Source organism: Candidatus Omnitrophota bacterium (genome assembly GCA_030695905.1).
GTDB lineage: Bacteria > Omnitrophota > Gorgyraeia > 2-01-FULL-45-10 > 2-01-FULL-45-10 > CAZHPY01.
The window spans coordinates 23,006-40,527 of the sequence record JAUYOL010000035.1 but is presented as its reverse complement, the minus strand read 5'-3'; the positions used below and the strand labels follow the sequence as shown (position 1 = coordinate 40,527).

Sequence of the window (17,522 nt, the reverse complement as noted above, 5' to 3'; positions counted from 1 at the left end):
GCACGTTTGCCGTTTGACCTTCAAGCCCTCAAGGAATTTGCCACGGATTTGACTCAACTCCTCAAGGACGGCACGATCATGGAGCAAAAGGCCGTCTTAAGAACCTTCGTAAAGCGAATTATCATAACCCCGCCCGACGTAACCCTCGAATACACCGCCCCATTGCTCGAAGAAAAAGAAATAGGCAGAACCACTGAGACAGCAGTTCTGCCTATGTTACAAATTGGCTCCCCCGCTAGGACTCGAACCTAGGACACTGTGGTTAACAGCCACATGCTCTACCAGCTGAGCTACAGGGGAACGATTTATATAAAAGAGCTCTTGAGTTTCTTCTTACCCCACGCGGTTTTGAGGCAGCGTTCTTGCCAGCGCGCCTCAGATTTCGTGGGAAATGTTTCAAAATGCAGCACAATAAATGGTTTTCTTGCTGCTGTTGATCTTACCCTACCACTGTTATGCTCAGATAGCCTTCTCTCTATGTTATCAGTATGCCCCGTATATAACTTGCCGTCTTTTTCACTTTTTAAAACATATACATAATACATTCTAATAGAAAACCTTTCACATGCTCTACCCTCCGGGCCTACTCTCCGAGCCTACGGCTCTGTAGAGCCGGAGGCGGCCCGTAGGGCCGGAGGCCAGCTGAGCTACAGGGGAGTGAAAAATTTTAAAGAACGACTATTGCAGGTAAGATGATAGCATATCGACAGGGCTTTTTCAAATAGTTTTATCTTGCACACACGTTTCGTTTAAGATACAATGGCAAAAAAGGAAAAAACTATTATGAGCCTAAAAATACTGATTTTAAGCGCTTGTTTGATCGTTTTACTGACTGGTATAAACATTAACGGAGGATTATTCGCGATGGATGAAAAAATAGTCGTTTTAGAAACAAACCAGGGCGAGATAGAGATTAAACTCATGCCTGATATAGCGCCAAAAGCGTGTGAAAATTTCGTGAAACTGGCCGAAAAAGGATATTACAATGGATTAATATTTCACAGGGTCATAAAGGAATTTATGATCCAGGGCGGAGATCCCACAGGAACAGGCATGGGCGGATCATCGGTATGGGGCAAGTCTTTCGCGGATGAATTTAATAAAAATGTTGGTTTTGACTCACCCGGTATTCTGGCAATGGCAAATGCAGGCCCCAATACCAATGGCAGCCAGTTCTTTATCACAACGGCGGCTACACCATGGCTGAATATGCATCACACCATATTCGGCAAGGTGATATCAGGCTACGATGTTGTAGAAAAAATAGAAAATACGGCTACAGGCCCCTCGGATAAGCCTATTTCAGAGCAAAAAATAATCAAGGCTTACGTAAAATAGGGAAGAAAACTTTTATAGAGAACTCCCTCTTTTGTGGTATAATACCACGCCAAATACGGACTTACACATAAAACATTAGGAAGAATATGGCAACACCGCTCGAAAAATGGGTTGAGGAACAGGCAAAGCTGACAAAGCCGGATAAGATTTATTGGTGTGACGGTTCTGACGCTGAGGCCCGGAAACTCATTGAGATAGGTATGCGGGAAGAAAAGATAAACGGTCAGCCCGTATTCACCGAATTGAATCAGAAAAGCTGGCCCAACGCTTATTTGCATAGAAGCCACCCTACCGACGTTGCCCGCACAGAGCATCTCACTTTCGTATGCTACCCCGACAGGGCCACCGCCGGGCCAAATAATAATTGGATGGATCCTAAAGAAGCTAAGGCTAAAATGCGAAAGCTATCCGAAGGATGCATGAAGGGCAGGACGATGTATGTACTGCCATATATGATGGGCCACCCCGACTCACCCTACGCCAAGGCATGTATACAGCTTACCGACACTTCTTATGTCGCTATAAGCATGAGAATAATGACGAGAATGGGAAAGGCTGCGATAGCGAGGATAGGAAATAAAAGCGACTTCGTCAGAGGCCTTCATTCAATAGGAAATCTCGACCCCGACAAAAGACTTATTGTGCACTTCCCTCTCGAACATTTCGTATGGAGCATAGGCTCAGGCTACGGCGGGAATGCCTTGTTAGGCAAAAAGTGCTTTTCTTTAAGGATAGCTTCGTGGCTGGGCCTACAGGAAGGCTGGCTGGCGGAGCACATGGTAATACTTGGGATTCAAGCTCCAAGCGGCGAGATTACATATGTTACGGCGGCGCTGCCCTCCGCCTGTGGCAAGACAAATTTAGCTATGATGGAATCAGCTCTGCCGGGTTACAAAATATGGACACTGGGTGATGATATAGCATGGATGAATGTAGGGCCCGACGGAAGGCTCTGGGCGATAAATCCGGAAGCGGGATTTTTCGGAGTCGCTCCCGGGACTTCGATGAAGACAAATCCTAATATGATCAGGACGCTTAAGAGCAGTAACTTTTATCCTACCATATTTACCAATACGGCATTGAATACCGATACAGGCGAACCATGGTGGGAAGGCATTGATGGGAACGCGCCTAAAAATCTTCTGGATTGGCAGGGCAATCCATGGGACGCTTCTTCAGGCACAAAAGCGGCGCATCCTAACTCAAGGTTTACGGTATCCATGTATAATGCTCCAACGCTATCCAAGGAAGTGGATACCCCAAAAGGCGTACCGATATCGGCAATAATATTCGGCGGAAAACGCTCCCATCTTATACCGCTTGTCTATGAGAGTTTGGATTGGCAAAACGGCGTATTCTTAGCGGCCCGCATGGGCTCGGAGACAACCGCCGCGACGACGCAAAAAGAAGGTGTCTTAAGACGTGATCCGATGGCCATGCTTCCTTTTTGCGGCTACAATATGGGAGACTATTTTAACCATTGGCTGAATATAGGCAAGAAGATGGATAACCCGCCAAAGATATTCTTCGTCAACTGGTTCCGTCAGGATGAGGAAGGCAAATATCTATGGCCCGGGTTCGGAGAAAATATAAGAGTGTTAAAATGGATGATAGACCGTGTTAATAACAGGGTAGGCGCGAAACCCAATCCAATAGGCCTTATACCGAAATTGGAAGATATGGATCTTAGCGGTTTGGATATTCCTAAAGAACGCATGGAAAAGCTATTTGAGATAAATTTATCCGACTGGAAAACGGAACTGGATGGAGTAAAGACCTTTTTAAGGCAGTTTGACGACCGGCTTCCCAATGAAATATGGGAAGAGTTCAAAAAGCTGGAAAACAAGACAAGATAAAAACAAATAAGTATTGATTTTTTTTACGCATTGGCATATAATCCTAACTTAAAGATAAATTTGAAAGGAGCACGTATCATGAATAAAATTGGTTTTTTACTCATTGCACTAATACTATGTGCCTCATTGACTGTTTCCGGATGCAGTTCAGCCCAGAAAAAACTATCCGAAGAAGTAAAGGGCATAAAGACGAAGGTCGATACGCTTGAGACCAGGGTCGAAGGCGTAGAATCCAAACAGTCCGAAACTGAACGCATCGCGATGGAGCAGGCCGCGAAAGTCGAGGAGATGAAGGCCGAGAAAATGGCTCGTTCATCTTCGAGATCAAACGTTGGAATAAAGCATAAGAGAAGCGCGCAGGACAAAGAGCGCGTAAAAGAGATACAGACATGCCTTAAGAACGCCGGTTTTTATAAAGGCGAGGTAGACGGTGTAAAAGGAAGAAAGACCAGATCCGCCATAAGAAAATTCCAGACGGAAAATGGCCTTGCCGCTGACGGTGTGGTCGGAAACAGAACCTGGGAAGCTTTGAGCAAATATTCATCCGGCTCGTCTTCCGCCGCCAGCCCTGTCGAGGAGGAGGCGTCCACTAAGTAGGTTTTTTGACAAACAGATTCGCAACTTAAAGGGCTGGCCTCATAACAAAGGCTAGCCCTTTTAATTAGGAGGATAAAATGAACGAAATATTAGAGATACTGGAAAAAGACGCGCGCACCACGCCGGAAGAGATTGCCAAGATGACCGGCATGAAAGTGCAGGCCGTGAAGAGTGCGATAAAGAAATTTGAGAAAGATGGCGTGATACTTAAATATAAGGCCGTTATAAATAAAGAGCTCGTCAGGGATGAATATTCTGATGTGCGCGCCCTTATAGAGGTCAAGATAGCGCCGAAGAAGGACCTGGGATTCGACTATCTGGCGGAAAGGATATATCAATTCCCCGAAGTGAGCGCATGCTACCTTATGTCCGGGACTTACGACCTTCTTGTGGTAGTTGAAGGTAAAAATATACATACTATTTCCGATTTTGTATCGTCAAAATTGGCATGCATGGAGAATGTGCGCAGCACAGTCACTCATTTCATCCTGAAAAAATATAAAGAGGATGGGGACATTTTAAGACAGGCAAAAAGAGACAAGAGAGAGGCAATATCACTATAAATGAAGACATCTAAATTAGTAGAACAGATACCGTCGTCAGGCATAAGGGTCTTCTTCGACCTCGTGCTCGGCATGAAAGACGTTATCTCCCTTGGCGTCGGGGAACCGGACTTTGTAACACCATGGAACATCAGAGAGTCCGCTATATATTCTCTCGAGCAGGGACATACCTCTTATACTTCGAATAAGGGAACTCAAGAACTCCGGCAGGATATATCGCGCTACCTAAAACGCAAGTATTCTCTGGAGTATGATCCAACCGATGAAATACTGATAACCGTGGGTGTAAGCGAAGCATTTGATCTGGCAATGAGAGCGATCATGAATAAGGGCGATAAGATACTCATCCCCGAGCCTTACTATGTATCCTATGGCCCGCTGGTTACCCTTGCGGGGGGAGAACCAGTTTTTATAAAGACGGATCCGGATAAAGAGTTTAAGATAACCGCGAAAGATATATTGAAACATTGTGATAGTAAGACCAAGGGTATAATATTAAATTATCCTAATAATCCTACGGGAGCTTCGTATACAAAGGCGGAATTAAAGGATATATCCAGGGCAATATTAAAACGTAATCTCATAATGATAAGCGATGAGATATACGGTGACCTCACATATGACTTTGATCACACTCCATTCCCGACATTGCCCCATATGAAAGAGCGCACCATATATTTGAACGGATTTTCAAAATCCTACGCGATGACCGGTTGGCGCATAGGCTACGTATGCGCGCCGGAAAAGATGGTATCGCTCATGACAAAGATACATCAGTACACGATGCTCTGCGCTTCTATAATGTCACAGATGGCCGCCAGGGAAGCCCTCAAAAATGGCGAGAGATCCGTTCTTGAAATGAAGCGCGAATATAGAAGAAGACGTGAGCTTGTCATATCTGGCTTAAATGAGATAGGGCTGTCCTGCCACAAACCGGAGGGCGCTTTTTACGCGTTTCCTTCGATAAAAAGCTCCAGACTGTCGTCCATGGAGTTCGCTAAGGGGCTTTTAGAAAAAGAACGGGTGGCTTTGGTGCCGGGAACCGCTTTCGGCTCTTCGGGTGAAGGCTATGTGCGCATATCTTATGCTTCCAGTCTTCAGAACATAAGAGAAGCCCTGGTAAGAATAAAAAGATTCCTTGGCAGATAAAAACTAATGTTCATAAAACTTATAGCGGTTCTTATTATCCTTATAGGGATTGCCGGGCTTATCCTTCCTATAATACCCGGCATCCTTATGATAACCTTGGGCATTCTTCTTCTATATAGAGAGCGTCATGAGGAGATGAGCCGTGTTATTAATGAAAAAGCGCCCACTCCTTTCGCCAATTTTTATAATGACTTCCTGCATAAGATAATATTGCCTCCTCATTATGTAGGCATAGACTGGGATTTTGTCAAAAAAGAAGTTCATAGGTCGGAACACATAGATATATCGGATAAGAGTGAGCGCGCGGTCAATATAAGGGCCGCGCTTAGCGTCTGCATAAGAAAAGCGAGATCGCTTGCCGACGCAAAATACTTCTTTATAGAAAAAAAGATACTACAAATAGGTGATGATTTCATAGAGATAGAGGGCCCTGTCAGGTTCTCTACGAGAAAGATCCCTCCATTTATAAAAGGCGCCGAAAGCCTGGCGCTGTTTGTAGTGACCATCGGAAATGGTATTGAAAAAGAGGCGAGCCTATTCACGTCCGGCAGCGACCCATTGGGAGGATATCTATTGGACAGGATAGGATCATTCGCCGTAGAATCGCTTGCGGAAAGACTCGAAAACAGGCTGCGCAGAAATTATTCGCTTCTAAAGAAGAGTGTTTCAAGCAGATTTTCGCCGGGATACTGTGATTGGCCCACAGAAGAACAGTTTAAGCTGGCAAAAGTACTGGATTTTTCTAAAGCTGGCGTGGAGTTAACCGAAGGCTGCATGATGGTTCCGAAAAAATCTATATCCGCTATGGTAGCTATCGCCAATGAGGGTATCTTTAAAAAATTTATTTCAAGCTGCGATATCTGTGAAAAAGGGGATTGTGAATTTCGGAGGAATCACTAAGCTGTTGCGGCTTCTTTCTTCAATAAATCATTCCACAACTTATCTACCTGGGCCTGTATATCATCAAGAAGCGCTTTATTCTCGGGCTTTGTCAGGTGCCGGAATCTGCCCTGTAACTTTACCCATTCCACAATACTCTTCTTCTCTTTGGGCTTGTAGGTAATCTTATATTGGCCGTTTACAACTTCATAGAGCGGCCACATACAGGCATCCGCTGCCATACGTCCAAGTTCACAGGTTAGCTCCGGCTTATACGCCCAGCCGAGCCTGCAAGGCTGAAATACGTTTATAAATTTCGGGCCTTCTATCGAAAGAGCTTTTTCGACTTTTGCCGTAAGGTCGCGCCAATTCCCCACAACCGCCTGGGCGACATACGGAATACCATGGGCGACCATTATCTCTGTAAGATTTTTTCTATATTGCTCTTTACCTTTTTTGATTTTTCCCACGGGAGCTGTTGAGGTATCCGCTCCTTTTGGCGTAGCGCCTGAACGCTGCACGCCGGTATTCATATAGGCTTCGTTGTTGTAGCAAACGTATAGAATATTGTGGCCTCTCTCCATGGCTCCGGACAAAGCCTGAAGCCCTATATCGTAAGTTCCGCCGTCTCCACCGAACGCTATGAAGTTTAGCTTCTTATTATATTTACCCTGCCTGGTCCACGACTTATATAACGCCTCCACTCCGCTTATCGTGGCGGCGGCATTCTCAAACGCGCTGTGAACAAAAGGCACATTCCAGGCGGTGTAAGGAAATATCGTGGATACGACCTCCAAGCAGCCTGTGGCATTTGTAACCACAGTATTGGGGCCCGCTACGGCAAGGACCTGCCTTGCCACTATCGCCGCGCCGCAGCCCGCGCACGCGCGATGCCCGCCCGTGAACAATTCCTTCTGTTTCGATAATTCTTTTAGATTAGCCATTATTCTCTCACGCCCAGATATGTAACCATATCTTTTGCGTTACCTTTGAATGCTTCGGCAAGATCTTTATATACGCTCTCTATATCATCAAGCTTTATCTCGCGGCCTCCAAGGCCATATATGTAGTTTAAAACTATCTTCTTCATATTATTATCGAAAAGCGCCGCTTTAACCTCAACGCACAGGGGCCCTTCATTTCCATTGATAGAATCTGACCTGTCAAGAACCGCTATCGCTTTTACGCCTTTAACCGCGTCCGCTATCTCGTTCTTTGGAAACGGCCTGAAGACTCTGGGCTTTAAAAGGCCTGCCTTTATGCCTTTTTCACGCAATCTATCCACCACGGCTTTGGTCGTGCCTGCGGTAGAGCCCATAGCGATAATGGCATATTCTGCGTCATCGAGCTTATAAGCTTCAAATAATTCGTAAGAACGGCCAAACTTATTTTTAAAATCCTTCGCGACGTCCAGTATAACATCTTTGGAGTCTTTCATCGCCTCGGCAAGCTGACGCCTGTGTTCAAAATAGTAATCCTGAAGATCCAGCGCGCCGACAGTTATGGGCTTTTCTAAATTTAACAGATAATGCTCCGGATTTCTGGTTCCGACAAAACTCTTCACTTCTTTGTCGTCGATTATTTCAACTCTCTCCATGCCGTGGCTTATTATAAAACCGTCCGTTGTAACTATTACCGGCAAGGACGCTTTTTCGGCTATTTTGACAGCCTGTATCATGTTGTCGTAGGCTTCCTGCGCGTTTTCGGAGAATATCTGTATCCAACCGGCGTCTCTTACCATCATGGTGTCGGAATGATCGCAATGTATATTTATCGGACTCGATAAGGCTCTATTAACATCCGCAAGCACTATCGGCAGCCTCAACCCCGACGCTATATAAAGCATTTCGGCCATCAACGCGAGCCCCTGGCTGGATGTGCCCGTCATCGTCCTGCCGCCCGCAACGCTTGCGCCTATACAGGCCGACATAGCGGAATGTTCGCTTTCTACGGGAACAAATTCTGTATCCACAAGGCCATCGGCAACATAAGTGGCGAATATCTGGACTATTTCTGTAGCGGGGGTTATAGGATATGCCGCGACTACGTCAGGATTTATCTGGCGCATCGCCTCTGCCATAGCCTCGTTGCCGGTTCTCGCTACTATATTTACTTTTGACATATCTTCTGCTCTTTTTTGGCTTCTTTTTCGGAAATCATCTTTATGGCTTTGCCTTTAACCGGGCACTCGTGCATACAGATGCCGCAGCCTTTGCAATAATCGTAATCGAACCCGACTACCTTGCCGTCCTTTACTATAACGGCGGAATCGGGACAATATATCCAGCAGGCCATGCAATGGATGCATTTCTCCGGAATATGCACGGGCCTTTCGCTTCTCCAGTCGCCTGTCTTAAATTGCTTGGCTGTGCCGCCGCCTTCTATCACAGCGCCTTTTGTGAGTTCCTTCCAGCCTTTTTTCTTTTCGATAGCCATATTAACTTCTTACCTCGTTGTAGGCGCGTTCTATTGCCTTTAAATTCCCTTCTATAACTTCCGGCTTGGACTTAAACTTCTTTTCAAGCTTGCCCTTTGTATCCGTGAGCATCTCTTTAAAATCTAACAGCCCGGTTGCTTTTATCAAAGCTCCAAGCATGGGCGTATTCGGTATATCTCTTCCTATGGTCTCGGTAGATATCTTAGAAGCGTCTACCGTAAATACCTTTATCTGCCCTTTTATCTTACAGTCATTCTTTACATCCAGAGGAGATCTCTCCGTATTTACGATCAGCACCCCGCTTTCAGGCATACCTTCGGTAACGTCGATAGATTCTATCAGTGTAGGGTCAAGCACAACAACAACATCTGGATTCGTCACGCCTGAATGTATAAAGATAGGTTTTGAGGAAACGCGGTTAAATGAAGCGACCGGAGCGCCCATTCTCTCCGGGCCATACTCCGGGAATGCCTGGATATACTTGCCTGAGGCTAAAGCGGCGTCGCCAAACAAAAGGGCGGCTGTCTTTGCTCCCTGGCCGCCTCTGCCATGCCAGCGAATCTCTATTAAATCTTTCATCTCTTCGCCTGAATCTACCCTATATATTATGCGGCAGCTTTTTCTTTTCCGGATAAAGCAAAATAATAAGCCATGAATGCCGCCATCATAACTACGCCAAAATATCCGTTAAACAAACTGTTAACAATGCCTATAATTACCTGGCCTGCCTTTGCGGGCATAGCCACTGTCAAAAGTCCTGTTACTATACCTATCAGAACTCCTATGCCTATCGCTATCAATACTAACGATATCAGCAACAAAAGTACTTTCCAGAATGATTTGCGTACGACAGACATACTCTTCTTCATCGCCGCTATCACACCGGTATCGTCACATACCAAAGAATACGGAGCCATTACCAATAAGATCACAAAATATATGCCTACCAGGCCTATAGCTATGGCTATTATAGCGGCTACTACTGTCGCTACAACGTTATTTAAAGGAGCCGTCGCCGCAATTATTAAGGTGGCTATCAAAGCCACTATCACCACAAGCAATAATATCAAAATTCCTAAACCAAGAAGACGCAAATAATATTTAAGCCCATATGAAGCAAAACCGCCCAGCTTCATCTTGCCTTCCTTAATATAGTCCTTAACTAACCCCAAAGACCCGCCCTGCATAAATATGCTGGCCAGTATAAATACCATGCTGGCAATCAGGCTGATAATAGCGGCTTCCGGAGGAATAGCCAGAGGTGTTGTGGCAGCAGGTGCCGCGCCGGGGGTAGATATAGCGCCGGCAGGCATAAGAGCTATATTAACCATGTTCCATATAAGATTGAATACGAATAATACCGAAATCAGCAATAAATTCTTGCTCGCAACGCCGAAACCCTTCTTTATTGCATCCACTACGCCCATATAGTATCCTCCTTTTTGGAACAGGGTTATAATATATCAAATGCTTAAATGCCTGTCAAGCCCTTTGAAGATCCCGCCTGCCCTCGAATGCTTTTAATATAGTGGCCTGGTCCGCGTATTCTATATCACTGCCTACGGGTATGCCATAGGCTACCCTTGTCAGCCTGGCGCCTGAATCTTTAAGCTGTTTAGTTAAATAAAGCGCCGTCGCCTCACCTTCTGTATTAAAATCTGTGGCTATGATTATCTCGTTAAACTTCTCTTTCTTCACTCTTTCCAACAGCTCTTTTATCTTCAGGTCCGATGGCCCAATGCCGTCCAGAGGCGATAAAGATCCTAACAGCACATGATAAATGCCTTTATATTCCTTCGCGCGCTCTATCGCTATTATGTCATTTGGCTCTTCGACTACACAAAGAAGAGACCTATCGCGCGTTTTGCTTTTACAAATATCGCAAACTTCCTCATCGCTTAGGTTATTACAAGCCTTGCAAAATCTCACCGATTCCTTAACCTTGCCGATAGCCTTGGATAGAGCGTCCGCGTCTGATTTCGGCGCCCGCAGTATATAAAATGCCAGGCGCTGCGCGCTTTTGGGCCCTATGCCGGGCATCTTGGCAAATTCCTCTATAAGGGCTTTCATCGAAACCGGAAATCCGCTCACTAGACCCGCCTCCCGCCATTTTTACCGTTCCCATTCTCTATCTCTCCGCCGAATATTTCGAGCGCGTCGTTTATTATCGGCTCGTCGATATCCCCCTGGGAATTCCTGTCTTTTTGGGAGACGCCGCCCAAAGATTCCTCAAAAACATCCCTCGTGGCGTTACTGTTCATATCATCGGATTCGGATATTGTAAGTTTTATCTTAATATCCAGGCCCGATATATCTTTTATCGCTTTCAATATTAAAGATTTGCAATCGGGTGATTCGAGCATCTCTTTATGGAATTTTGAAGATTTTGGAAATTCTATGGAAAGCGTATTCGTTTCGAAGTTTAAAGGCATCCCTTCTTTAAGATACATCGCTATAGATATCTTACGGTCCTTTATGCAATTCAATACCGCCGGCCATACGGTTATCAACTCATCCAGCGCTGCGCTTTTCTGGGTTGTGGGTTTTTGGTTCTGGATTTGGGGTTCGGAGCTGGTCTCTTTCGGGCTTACACTCACACCTTTAACGCTGCCGTCCTTCAGTCCCTTCTCCAGCCTTTCAAGCCTCTCCACTATCTCGCCGGAGGGTATTATCGCGCCTCTTCTCGTCAGTTTAATCATAGCGACTTCGAATGGGACTCTCGCTATTGTAGATTTTCTGACAAAGTCTATTGTATTGGAAAGCGTATATATGATGTAGAGTATCTCCTCCTGTGTAAATTTTCGGGCTTGCTCGTCATAAAGCTTTATCTTTTCGGCAGAAGCGTCTATAAGGCTTGCGGGGTCCTTGCTTACCTTTATTACAGACAGATTTCTGAAATGCTCTATCATATACAATATTACCTGTACTATATCCTTGCCCTCATTCGCCAGGCTGTCTATTATCTTGAGCGCTCCAACCACGTCCTGCTGTTTTATCGAGTCCGCAAGGCCAAAAAGAATGTCGTCGCTTACCGCGCCAAGTATCTTAGAAGCGTCTTCTATATTAATTTTTCCTTCGGTAAATGACGATATCTGATCCATCACAACCTGGGCATCTCTCATGCTACCGTCCGAATGCTTTGCTATCAATATAAGGACATCATCATCAACTTTTACGCCTTCCTTCTTGGCTATGCTTTTAAGGCTATCGACGATATCTTTTATTGAGATGCGCCTGAAATCGAACCTCTGGCACCTGGAAAGTATTGTAGATGGGACTTTATGCGCCTGCGTTGTGGCGAATATGAACTTTACGTGCGCGGGCGGCTCTTCGAGAGTCTTAAGCAGGGCGTTAAAGGCTTCCGCGGTAAGCATATGGACTTCATCTATTATATATACCTTGAATCTTCCCTTTGACGGAGAAAATTTTACATTCTCGCGAAGATTGCGTATCTCATCTATGCCCCTATTCGACGCGCCGTCTATCTCGAGAATATCAAGGCTTATGCCCTGCGTAATCTCATTGCATGAGACACACTTATTACACGGATTGTCTGTAGGGCCTTTTTCACAGTTTAGCGCCTTGGCGAGAATCCTGGCGGTAGTTGTCTTGCCTACGCCGCGTGGTCCGGCGAATATGTAAGCATGGGCAACTCTGTTTTGCGCGATCGCGTTCTTAAGTGTGGTTGTTATGTGGGACTGGCCAACTACTTCATCAAACGCCTGCGGGCGATATTTACGTGCAAATACTATATAACTCAAAGCGCACTGCTCACTTCTCTATCTTTAGTTCAAAATCCTTCGTTCCATCGTTCAATATGACTTTGCCGGGTTTTATCTCCACTACGGTGCTGCCTTCTATCACTGACCCCTTGGTAACTATGCGGTCACCTATCATGGCTTTGGGCCTATCTTTGTTCCATATTATACCACTTAAAACGAGATTCGAGGAAGTGGATGTGCCGGTGGCTACAAACGGGCTCCTCTTCCATGAGGTAAATTTGCTTCTCTTGGCGCGTCTTTCCACGGAGATATCGTCCTGCGGCGGCATCAGTCCTTTAGTTGCGGTTATACCCTGCCCGGCAATCCTCGATTTTGGCTTAGCCGTTATACCGTATATGAGGCTTATAACCGCGAAGATTGATAGCACCACCAGAATTATAACTTTTTTATTGTCCATATAATACCTATGCCCGCCTTAAGAGAGATCTTCTCTGGCCGATAAATAAACATATATCGTCATCTTTACAAGAAGCCGCGCATTATTGCTTTCGTCGGGCGTTATATCCATACTGTTTACGGTAACTATAGCCTTCTTAAGCTCGTCTATCGACCCTAAAAAATCCACGAACTGCTTATCGTCGGCCTCTAATTCCAATTCTATCGGCATTATTTTATATACCATGCCCTCTTTCGATATGGTATTTTGCGGTTTAACCGCGATAAACTCTATGCCCCGCTCTTTGGCATGCTCTGTAAATTCATCTATGCCGGTAGCCGCTTCTTTTTCGGATATCAATATCCTGCCGCCATATGGCTTACCCATAGTCTTGGCATAATCTATTATTTTGCGCGCGTTGGTTACATCATTTTCCAGGCGCCTGCATTCCACATATTTTATCTTCATCTCATTCATCATCGGTATAAATACAATTGCGTAAATGATAAACGCCGCGATAGCAATAACAGCGGCCAGCGCTACTACAGGGTTGTCCTTTACTAATTTTACAACTTCATTTTTAACGTTCATAGTCTACCCAGCAGGCTATCTCAAACTCAATGCCTGATTTATCAGGTAAATTTCTACTCTCCACAAGCTTTACATCGCTGAATAGTCCATCTTCAAGCTCTATCACAAAGTCGGATAGCATCTGTTGTCCGTCGGAAGACGCTATTATGCCCTTCATATAAAGATGGTCCCCCTGCATTCTTACATGCTTTATAACCGCTTCGCCTGGAATTATAGATCCTAACTCCCTAAACACATCTTCCCAATAAGGCTCATTCTTAAGCACCATCTCTGCCAGTCTCATCCCTCCCGCCTTTTTAATTTCCGGCTGAAGGCTTGTCAATTGAAGTTTTGCGGCTGATATCCTCTTATCAAAATTGCCTATCTTTATCCTGGTACCTACAAAAGTGAGTATTGACGCTATAATAACGGCTGTAATTATCGCCGCTATCGTCCCGCGCTTAACCGTCCTTTGCATCTGATCCTTTATTTCCGAAGGAAGAATATTCAGGCCCCTGGCTTGCGTAAGAGCGGCGCCTATGGCCAGATCCATGCGATGTGACACCTTTTCCATGTCATGTATTACCGTTTTTGCGTCGGTCTTTAGGCCCTCCAGCGCGTCTCCAAGCTTTACTTCCATCCCCAGCCCTTGAGAGAGAAATTTAGTGAGCCCGCTTAATGAAGCGCCCCCGCCAAATATAGTTACAGAATTTATCCTGCCGGAGCCCGACTCCTCATGATAAAAGTTAAAACACCTGTCTATTTCATTCACAAGATGCTCGGCGTGAGTCCGCAGCATTGCCAGGACTTGAGCGGCGGGTATCTTATTATCTATCACTCTGGAGTCCGATTCACCGGGCATGCCTACATCTTTTTTAATCTTTTCGGCCTCTTCGGCCGATAATTGAATTTTACCTTTATCGGTTACGACCGCACTTGTCAAAGCCCTGGTAAAATCATTGCCGCATACAGGGATCTTGCGGCTAAATGCGAGTAAGCCGTCTTTGCATATCACTAATTCGGTCTGAAGACTGCCTATATCAACATAGCATTGTACCCCTTCCACGTTACGGGATAAGTTTAAAGCCAATTTATGCAGTGAATGCGACGACAAAACGAATGACGCTGGCCTTATACCGGCCTTTTGGACTAAAGACAGATATTTATTTATGGTGTCTGATGGGCAGACTCCTACCATTACCTCGTATTTCCTTATGCCTTTATCAACCACATCACCCACTATCTCAAAATCCAGCGCCGATTTATCTATCTGAAACGGGAAATAATTCTTTGAGGCGAGCATTATACCTTCCCGCAGCTCCGATTTCGGCATATACGGGAAGGTGATCTTTTTTATCGCGGTACAGGAGCAATTTATATTTATAATAACCTTTGATTTTTTTAGGTCAACGCCTCTTATAAGGTAATGCAGCGCCAAAATAAGATCTTTTTCATATGATTCGGAGTCTTTGGAAATACCGACATCTTTTAACTCCGCCTTTAAAAGATAAAGGCCGCCCTCTCTGACGGCAAATTGCGCTATCTTTACCGAATAAGAGCCTATATCTATACCAACAACATAGTCTTTTTTAAATAAATTTTTCAAATCCATAATTTGATATTATACCTTAAAGCCCGCAACTTACAACTCTATTCAAAATTTTCCTTACGCCAACCTGAAAGGACGGTGTCGCCTGCATGAGTGGAGAATACATGGGCTCCGTCATTTCCGCGCAATGTTTTTACGCGCAGCTTGCGATTATTATACTTTGCCAGACTGTCTATCATGAATGAATATCCTGCGTAACATAATTCTGTAGTAAGGCAATTTTGTCCGCCAAACCCGGAAACCGGCACTAAAGATGAGGCGTCGCAATTATCCACTACCCTGTTCCTTTCAGCGTTACTAAGATAGGCACGGGCATCCACAAAATCAAAAAAATCCGTTGTAACGGCCGCATTGGAAGAATAAAAACAAGTAAAAGGCGTGGAACCTCTGAATGTTATTATGTCATTCGCCAGGCTTATAGGGTCGCTGGCGCCCAAGTTCAATGAATCGAATATAGCCTTAAGGACCTCGAAAGAAGCTGTGTTTATATTCACGGGAGCACGCGGACCCGTAGGCCTGAAGACATTGGAATTTACAAATGAGTAAACTGTAACGTAGTCTTTTATGGCTGCGTAGTCCGCCGCGGTGATACCCGTCACCTGCTGCAGTTCCTCGACGCTATCGAATGGATTTGTCAACCCAACGCCGCGATAACTGACAATATTTGTCGCTTTTGTAGGCGCACTGGCTATGGAAAGATTAGTCAAAAGGTTACTTAAAAGCGCCTGCGAAGCGTAATTTAAATGGACCTTACTTGCCTCATCTGTAACGGTGACGGATTCTATCGTTCCACCGCTCAAAGAGACAGGAAAAGACGCATAACTTCCAGTAGCCCAGTCTTCCGCGGGTGTGTCAATTCCATAAGTAACCCGCAAGAACATAGATTCAAGATTTACGCTGCTATTGCCTTCCACGCGCATTGTTCGAAGACGAAAATTCGAACCCATCAGAATCGACCATGATGCCAGGACGGGAACCGTCACGTAGTAATCAAGAACCGTGGTTGTAAGGGCCCGGGTAATAACCGGCGTATAGCTGACGCCGTCTGTTGTATAGGCGGCCTGGATCGTCGCTGCGCCCGACGCGCTTCCATCCCTGTCCGCCCTGACATGTATCTGCACCGATATTATCCTCGTATTCATGTAGCTTGAGTCAAAGGTCCTGAGAATGGCCTGGTCGGAGTTACTGTTTATACCTGATGTTGCGCTGTCGATATATCTCATATTGTTAGGATTACCTACACTGACGGATAGCGATGTATCACCACCTCTTAAGTCTGCCGCGCCGGTTGATGTAGTATTGATATAATCATCTCTTATCGCGCGATGAGCCCTCTCTATCCCGGCATCGGCCAGGCCTTCCATATTAACATCGTCGGACTGCGGCGCTATATTTCTCATATCGGAGGCCGTCATATATATCAGGGCGCCGGTAATCACCGTGAGCACGGTCATAAAGATAAATGTCAAAAGAAGTATAAAACCTCTTTTATCTGTTATTATATTTTTCATATAGTCTGCAGATAAATGCTTGTGCGCAGATGGAACGTTTCATCTGCCTTTACAGCGGTTCCATCCACGGCAACCAGGCGTACATTGGATAAAGTTACCGGTATTGAAAGCAAGGCATTGTTTGTATTGTAGTAAGAAAATGCGAGACTCTGAACGGAGCGCACCATAGCCGTGGTCGTGGCGCCGACTACCCTATTCAAGGGCGCGCCAACTGTACCCGCCCAAGTATATTGTATCGTTTCGCTTACCCCGTCGCTATTAGTATCCGCGGTAAACGTAATCGACGTCGCCGTAGCAGCTGTTATAGCCGTCGCCTGATGAAGCTCGCTCGTCATAGTTGTGTATGCCAGCGACATCTGATCCTTTATATCATACCGTGATACCTGGCTATAGAATACGTTAAAGCCCGCGCTATATATCAGCCATACGGCACCCAGCATCACAGATATAAGCAGGATAGAGATTAACAGTTCTATCAGTGTCAGGCCTTTAGATGTCCGAAACATAGGTCACCATATTTGTGCTCGTCTCTGCGTTTCTCGCGGACCAATAGGCCGTAACACTAACCTGTTTAAGTCCTGTTTGAGGGGGCGTCACGTCTACCTGGCGATTAAATGCGGGAAATCCTGAAACCACGGCTTTTTCTTCGGAAACCACGGAAGAAAATAAAGCATTTCTTGACTCTTCTATCTTCTCTTGGACAAGATTCGCGGCTATTATCATATCTTCGTTTTGGCCGCCCACAAATAATCCCGCATTCACCACCTGCAGGAGAGCGACAAGACCTGTGCCTAAAAGGAGGATGGCCAGCAACACTTCGAGCAGGCTAAATCCTCCTTTTCTATTTCGCACAGA

21 protein-coding genes and 1 tRNA gene are annotated in these 17,522 nt (G+C 45.4%); 7 read left to right on the top strand and 15 right to left on the bottom strand.

All coding sequences use genetic code 11. The annotated features are described in order from the left end of the window. A partial coding sequence (locus Q8R38_05380) for a hypothetical protein (protein ID MDP3791452.1) occupies nt 1-252 on the top strand: 252 nt, incomplete at its 5' end. Here the strand turns inward: Q8R38_05380 and Q8R38_05375 are convergent. Together Q8R38_05375 and Q8R38_05370 are read right to left on the bottom strand one after the other, a co-directional pair. After that, nucleotides 225-300, bottom strand: a tRNA-Asn gene (locus Q8R38_05375). The two genes, Q8R38_05380 and Q8R38_05375, sit on opposite strands and share 28 nt — an antisense overlap. A gap of 5 nt (nt 301-305) precedes the next feature. Continuing rightward, nucleotides 306-545 carry a GIY-YIG nuclease family protein gene (locus Q8R38_05370; GenBank protein MDP3791451.1) on the bottom strand — a complete coding sequence of 80 codons (240 nt, stop codon included), beginning with the start codon at nt 543-545 and terminating at the stop codon, nt 306-308. A 319-nt stretch (nt 546-864) separates the two neighbouring features. Here Q8R38_05370 and Q8R38_05365 point away from each other — a divergent pair, with 319 nt between their 5' ends. From Q8R38_05365 to Q8R38_05340, 6 genes are all read left to right on the top strand, one after another. Beyond that, nucleotides 865-1,338, top strand: a complete 474-nt coding sequence (locus Q8R38_05365; protein MDP3791450.1) for a peptidylprolyl isomerase — start codon at nt 865-867, stop codon at nt 1,336-1,338. A gap of 86 nt (nt 1,339-1,424) precedes the next feature. After that, nucleotides 1,425-3,194 (top strand): phosphoenolpyruvate carboxykinase (GTP), encoded by a 1,770-nt coding sequence (locus Q8R38_05360; GenBank protein MDP3791449.1) that lies wholly within the window; start codon nt 1,425-1,427, stop codon nt 3,192-3,194. Between the two features lie 78 nt (nt 3,195-3,272). Next, a complete protein-coding gene (locus Q8R38_05355; protein MDP3791448.1) occupies nt 3,273-3,791 on the top strand; it encodes a peptidoglycan-binding domain-containing protein in 519 nt (172 codons plus the stop codon). 77 nt (nt 3,792-3,868) lie between these two features. Beyond that, nucleotides 3,869-4,354 (top strand): Lrp/AsnC family transcriptional regulator, encoded by a 486-nt coding sequence (locus Q8R38_05350; protein MDP3791447.1) that lies wholly within the window; start codon nt 3,869-3,871, stop codon nt 4,352-4,354. Then, nucleotides 4,355-5,503, top strand: coding sequence for an aminotransferase class I/II-fold pyridoxal phosphate-dependent enzyme (locus tag Q8R38_05345; GenBank protein ID MDP3791446.1), 1,149 nt, complete (start codon nt 4,355-4,357; stop codon nt 5,501-5,503). Between the two features lie 6 nt (nt 5,504-5,509). After that, nucleotides 5,510-6,403, top strand: a complete 894-nt coding sequence (locus Q8R38_05340; GenBank protein MDP3791445.1) for a vitamin B12 dependent-methionine synthase activation domain-containing protein — start codon at nt 5,510-5,512, stop codon at nt 6,401-6,403. On the opposite strand, the gene Q8R38_05335 is transcribed toward Q8R38_05340, so the two are convergent. The 13 genes from Q8R38_05335 to Q8R38_05275 are packed head-to-tail and all read right to left on the bottom strand — an operon-like array spanning nt 6,400 to nt 17,519. Beyond that, nucleotides 6,400-7,329 (bottom strand): thiamine pyrophosphate-dependent enzyme, encoded by a 930-nt coding sequence (locus Q8R38_05335; GenBank protein MDP3791444.1) that lies wholly within the window; start codon nt 7,327-7,329, stop codon nt 6,400-6,402. The genes Q8R38_05340 and Q8R38_05335 overlap by 4 nt on opposite strands. Continuing rightward, nucleotides 7,326-8,504, bottom strand: coding sequence for a transketolase C-terminal domain-containing protein (locus tag Q8R38_05330; protein ID MDP3791443.1), 1,179 nt, complete (start codon nt 8,502-8,504; stop codon nt 7,326-7,328). The genes Q8R38_05335 and Q8R38_05330 overlap by 4 nt, the downstream gene beginning before the upstream one ends. Next, nucleotides 8,492-8,818: a 4Fe-4S binding protein gene (locus Q8R38_05325; protein ID MDP3791442.1), complete on the bottom strand. Its 327-nt coding sequence runs from the start codon at nt 8,816-8,818 to the stop codon at nt 8,492-8,494. Before Q8R38_05325 ends, Q8R38_05330 begins: the two co-directional genes overlap by 13 nt. Nucleotide 8,819: 1 nt before the next feature. Further along, nucleotides 8,820-9,398 (bottom strand): 2-oxoacid:acceptor oxidoreductase family protein, encoded by a 579-nt coding sequence (locus tag Q8R38_05320; GenBank protein MDP3791441.1) that lies wholly within the window; start codon nt 9,396-9,398, stop codon nt 8,820-8,822. Between the two features lie 26 nt (nt 9,399-9,424). Next, a complete protein-coding gene (locus Q8R38_05315; GenBank protein ID MDP3791440.1) occupies nt 9,425-10,246 on the bottom strand; it encodes a hypothetical protein in 822 nt (273 codons plus the stop codon). Between the two features lie 55 nt (nt 10,247-10,301). After that, nucleotides 10,302-10,910 (bottom strand): recombination mediator RecR, encoded by a 609-nt coding sequence (gene recR, locus Q8R38_05310; GenBank protein ID MDP3791439.1) that lies wholly within the window; start codon nt 10,908-10,910, stop codon nt 10,302-10,304. After that, a complete protein-coding gene (dnaX, locus tag Q8R38_05305; GenBank protein MDP3791438.1) occupies nt 10,910-12,580 on the bottom strand; it encodes a DNA polymerase III subunit gamma/tau in 1,671 nt (556 codons plus the stop codon). Before dnaX ends, recR begins: the two co-directional genes overlap by 1 nt. 10 nt (nt 12,581-12,590) lie before the next feature. Next, on the bottom strand, nt 12,591-12,998 hold the full coding sequence (locus tag Q8R38_05300) for a hypothetical protein (protein MDP3791437.1): 408 nt from the start codon (nt 12,996-12,998) through the stop codon (nt 12,591-12,593). A gap of 18 nt (nt 12,999-13,016) precedes the next feature. Then, nucleotides 13,017-13,568, bottom strand: coding sequence for a type 4a pilus biogenesis protein PilO (gene pilO, locus Q8R38_05295; GenBank protein MDP3791436.1), 552 nt, complete (start codon nt 13,566-13,568; stop codon nt 13,017-13,019). Next, nucleotides 13,558-15,159, bottom strand: coding sequence for a type IV pilus assembly protein PilM (gene pilM / locus Q8R38_05290; GenBank protein MDP3791435.1), 1,602 nt, complete (start codon nt 15,157-15,159; stop codon nt 13,558-13,560). Before pilM ends, pilO begins: the two co-directional genes overlap by 11 nt. 38 nt (nt 15,160-15,197) lie before the next feature. Then, nucleotides 15,198-16,667, bottom strand: a complete 1,470-nt coding sequence (locus Q8R38_05285) for a type II secretion system protein GspK (protein MDP3791434.1) — start codon at nt 16,665-16,667, stop codon at nt 15,198-15,200. After that, nucleotides 16,664-17,173: a prepilin-type N-terminal cleavage/methylation domain-containing protein gene (locus Q8R38_05280; protein ID MDP3791433.1), complete on the bottom strand. Its 510-nt coding sequence runs from the start codon at nt 17,171-17,173 to the stop codon at nt 16,664-16,666. The genes Q8R38_05285 and Q8R38_05280 overlap by 4 nt, the downstream gene beginning before the upstream one ends. Then, entirely contained in the window at nt 17,157-17,519 is a 363-nt protein-coding gene (locus tag Q8R38_05275) for a prepilin-type N-terminal cleavage/methylation domain-containing protein (GenBank protein MDP3791432.1), read from the bottom strand. Before Q8R38_05275 ends, Q8R38_05280 begins: the two co-directional genes overlap by 17 nt. Between the last annotated feature and the right edge of the window lie 3 nt (nt 17,520-17,522).

Excerpts from the sequence above, each read along its gene's own strand:
- Q8R38_05355 (MDP3791448.1), top strand. The coding sequence starts at position 3,273 with ATGAATAAAATTGGTTTTTTACTCATTGCACTAATACTATGTGCCTCA.
- Q8R38_05285 (MDP3791434.1), bottom strand. The coding sequence starts at position 16,667 with ATGAAAAATATAATAACAGATAAAAGAGGTTTTATACTTCTTTTGACA.
- Q8R38_05345 (MDP3791446.1), top strand. The coding sequence starts at position 4,355 with ATGAAGACATCTAAATTAGTAGAACAGATACCGTCGTCAGGCATAAGG.
- Q8R38_05340 (MDP3791445.1), top strand. The coding sequence starts at position 5,510 with ATGTTCATAAAACTTATAGCGGTTCTTATTATCCTTATAGGGATTGCC.
- Q8R38_05325 (MDP3791442.1), bottom strand. The coding sequence starts at position 8,818 with ATGGCTATCGAAAAGAAAAAAGGCTGGAAGGAACTCACAAAAGGCGCT.
- Q8R38_05350 (MDP3791447.1), top strand. The coding sequence starts at position 3,869 with ATGAACGAAATATTAGAGATACTGGAAAAAGACGCGCGCACCACGCCG.
- Q8R38_05315 (MDP3791440.1), bottom strand. The coding sequence starts at position 10,246 with ATGGGCGTAGTGGATGCAATAAAGAAGGGTTTCGGCGTTGCGAGCAAG.
- Q8R38_05365 (MDP3791450.1), top strand. The coding sequence starts at position 865 with ATGGATGAAAAAATAGTCGTTTTAGAAACAAACCAGGGCGAGATAGAG.
- pilO (MDP3791436.1), bottom strand. The coding sequence starts at position 13,568 with ATGAACGTTAAAAATGAAGTTGTAAAATTAGTAAAGGACAACCCTGTA.
- pilM (MDP3791435.1), bottom strand. The coding sequence starts at position 15,159 with ATGGATTTGAAAAATTTATTTAAAAAAGACTATGTTGTTGGTATAGAT.
- Q8R38_05330 (MDP3791443.1), bottom strand. The coding sequence starts at position 8,504 with ATGTCAAAAGTAAATATAGTAGCGAGAACCGGCAACGAGGCTATGGCA.
- Q8R38_05370 (MDP3791451.1), bottom strand. The coding sequence starts at position 545 with ATGTATTATGTATATGTTTTAAAAAGTGAAAAAGACGGCAAGTTATAT.
- Q8R38_05300 (MDP3791437.1), bottom strand. The coding sequence starts at position 12,998 with ATGGACAATAAAAAAGTTATAATTCTGGTGGTGCTATCAATCTTCGCG.
- Q8R38_05320 (MDP3791441.1), bottom strand. The coding sequence starts at position 9,398 with ATGAAAGATTTAATAGAGATTCGCTGGCATGGCAGAGGCGGCCAGGGA.
- Q8R38_05360 (MDP3791449.1), top strand. The coding sequence starts at position 1,425 with ATGGCAACACCGCTCGAAAAATGGGTTGAGGAACAGGCAAAGCTGACA.
- Q8R38_05280 (MDP3791433.1), bottom strand. The coding sequence starts at position 17,173 with ATGTTTCGGACATCTAAAGGCCTGACACTGATAGAACTGTTAATCTCT.